This is a genomic window from Mitsuaria sp. TWR114 (assembly GCF_007997345.1).
In genome coordinates this window covers 1-2007 of record NZ_VOSR01001030.1, presented here as the reverse complement: position 1 = coordinate 2007, position 2007 = coordinate 1, and the positions used below count along the sequence as shown (strand labels likewise).

General features: G+C 71.9%; 2 protein-coding genes. Both read right to left on the bottom strand.

Translation table 11 applies throughout. From position 1 onward, the window contains the following. Positions 1-814, bottom strand: an 814-nt coding sequence (locus tag FUT87_RS26985; RefSeq protein ID WP_404935473.1) for an alpha/beta fold hydrolase, incomplete at its 3' end; no start/stop codon positions are given. A gap of 305 nt (positions 815-1119) precedes the next feature. Further along, positions 1120-2007: MFS transporter (locus FUT87_RS29605; RefSeq protein ID WP_186830800.1), on the bottom strand; the 888-nt coding region annotated here is incomplete at its 5' end.

Below are 2007 nucleotides of genomic sequence, written 5' to 3'. Positions count from 1 at the left end.
CGACCTCGACCAGCCAGTGGCGGACCGCGGCGATCACCTCCGCGGGCCGGTCCTTGTGCGGCGAGTGTCCGCAGGCGGGGATCTCGAAGAGGCGCGTCCGCGGCACCGCGCGGGCGATGCCGCGGATCTGCTCGAGCGTGCCGTATTCATCGTCGACGCCCTGCATCGCCAGCAGCGGGCAGCGGATCGCGCGGATCTCCTCGACGATCGACCAGTCGCGGAACGCGGGGCTGAGCCAGCAGTCGCTCCAGCCGCGGAAGGGCGAGTCGGGATCGTCATGGAAGCGCGCCAGGCGCTCGCGCAGCGGGCCGCGCTCATAGGCCGTGACGGTGTCGCGGATGCCGTCGATGGAAAGCGACTCCACGACGATGTGCGGCGCCGCGACGATCGCGCCCGCGGTGGGCAGGCGGGCCGCATGCAGCAGCGCGATGGAGCCGCCGTCGCTGTGGCCAAAGAGCCAGGGCGGGGAGTCGATGCCCAGCCCGGCCAGCACCGCGGGCAGCACCTCATGCGCCTGGCGGTGGAGATAGTCCGGGGCCCAGCGCTCATCGGGGGGCCGCATCGTCGAGCGGCCATAGCCGGGCCGCGAGTACACCAGGCCGCGCAGGCCCAGGGCCTCGCACAGGCGGGCCGGGAAGTCGCGCCACATCGCGATCGACCCAAGCCCCTCGTGCAGGAACACCATCACCGGCGCCGGCGCGCCGGCCGGTCCGCGGGCGGTGTCGTTGACCCAGGCGTAGTCGATGTCGGTCGGCCGGCCGCGCCAGTCGATGCGCAGGCGCTGCGTCGTTGTCGTGCTGTCCATGGCGCGCATCTTAGGCAGGCCGGACGGTCCCCTGGACGCGCCAAAAGAAAAGGCCCCGGTCGTGAGACCGGGGCCGAAAGTTCGTCCGTCTGCAGAGGGAAAAGACGGACCATGCGAGAGAGAAGCATGAACAACGGAAGCTCGAATTCCGTTGTCAGGATCTACTGTACGGAGGTCCGCATCCGCGGGCACGAGGGCAACGGCGCATCGTCGCGGAGGACATCGCCCGATGCGGCTGTCAGGCGATCGCCTACAAGCCTCGCGGTCGTGGCCGCCCTCGCTCCCTGGCGCCTCGCGGCCCCCTTGCCTCGCCTTCAGTGCGCGGCGCCTGCGGGCGCCCCGGTGGCGCCGCGCTGCTGCGTCACGCCCAGCGCGCGGTTGGCGCTGATCGCCATGATCAGCGCGAAGAAGACCACGCAGGAGAGTCCCGCCGTCAGCGACGAGTGCTCCGCGATCATCCCGATCAGCGGCGGCCCGGCCATCATGCCCAGGTAACCCAGCGACGACACCGCCGCGATGCCGTGCGCCGCGCTGACACCCGGCACCTTGGACGCGGCGCTGAACAGCACCGGCACGACATTGGACAGCCCCAGGCCCACCAGCGCGAAGCCCAGCAGCCCCGCCGGCGCGACCGGCACCAGCAGCGCCGTGACCATGCCGGCCGCGGCGAGCAGGCCGCTGGCGACCATCAGCGGCACCGGCGCGACACGCGCCCGCACCCAGTCGCCACCGAAGCGGCCCAGCGCCATGGCCAGGCTGAAGCTCGCGTAGCCCAGCGCCGAGACGCTGGCATCGCTGGCCCGCTCCTGCTTCATGAACAGCACGCTCCAGTCGTACATCGCGCCCTCGGCGATCAGCCCCAGCGCCGCCAGCGTGCCGATCAGCGCGAGCACGCCGCGCGGCAGGCTCAGCGGCTGCTTCTCGCCGGGCTCGGTCCGCATCTTCAGCATCGCCGCGCAGGCGCCGACGATCAGCGCCATGCCGACGCTGCAGGCCACCAGCAGATGCGTCTGCGGCGCCCAGCCCAGCAGCGGCAGCAGGCTGCCGACACCGGCCCCCACCATGCCGCCCAGGCTGAACATCGCATGGAAGCCGCTCATCAGCGGCCGTGCCGCGAGATGCTCGATCTCCGTGGCCTCGGCGTTGATGGCCACGTCGAAGAGACTGGCCGTCGCGCCGAACAGCGCCAGCAGCAGCACCAG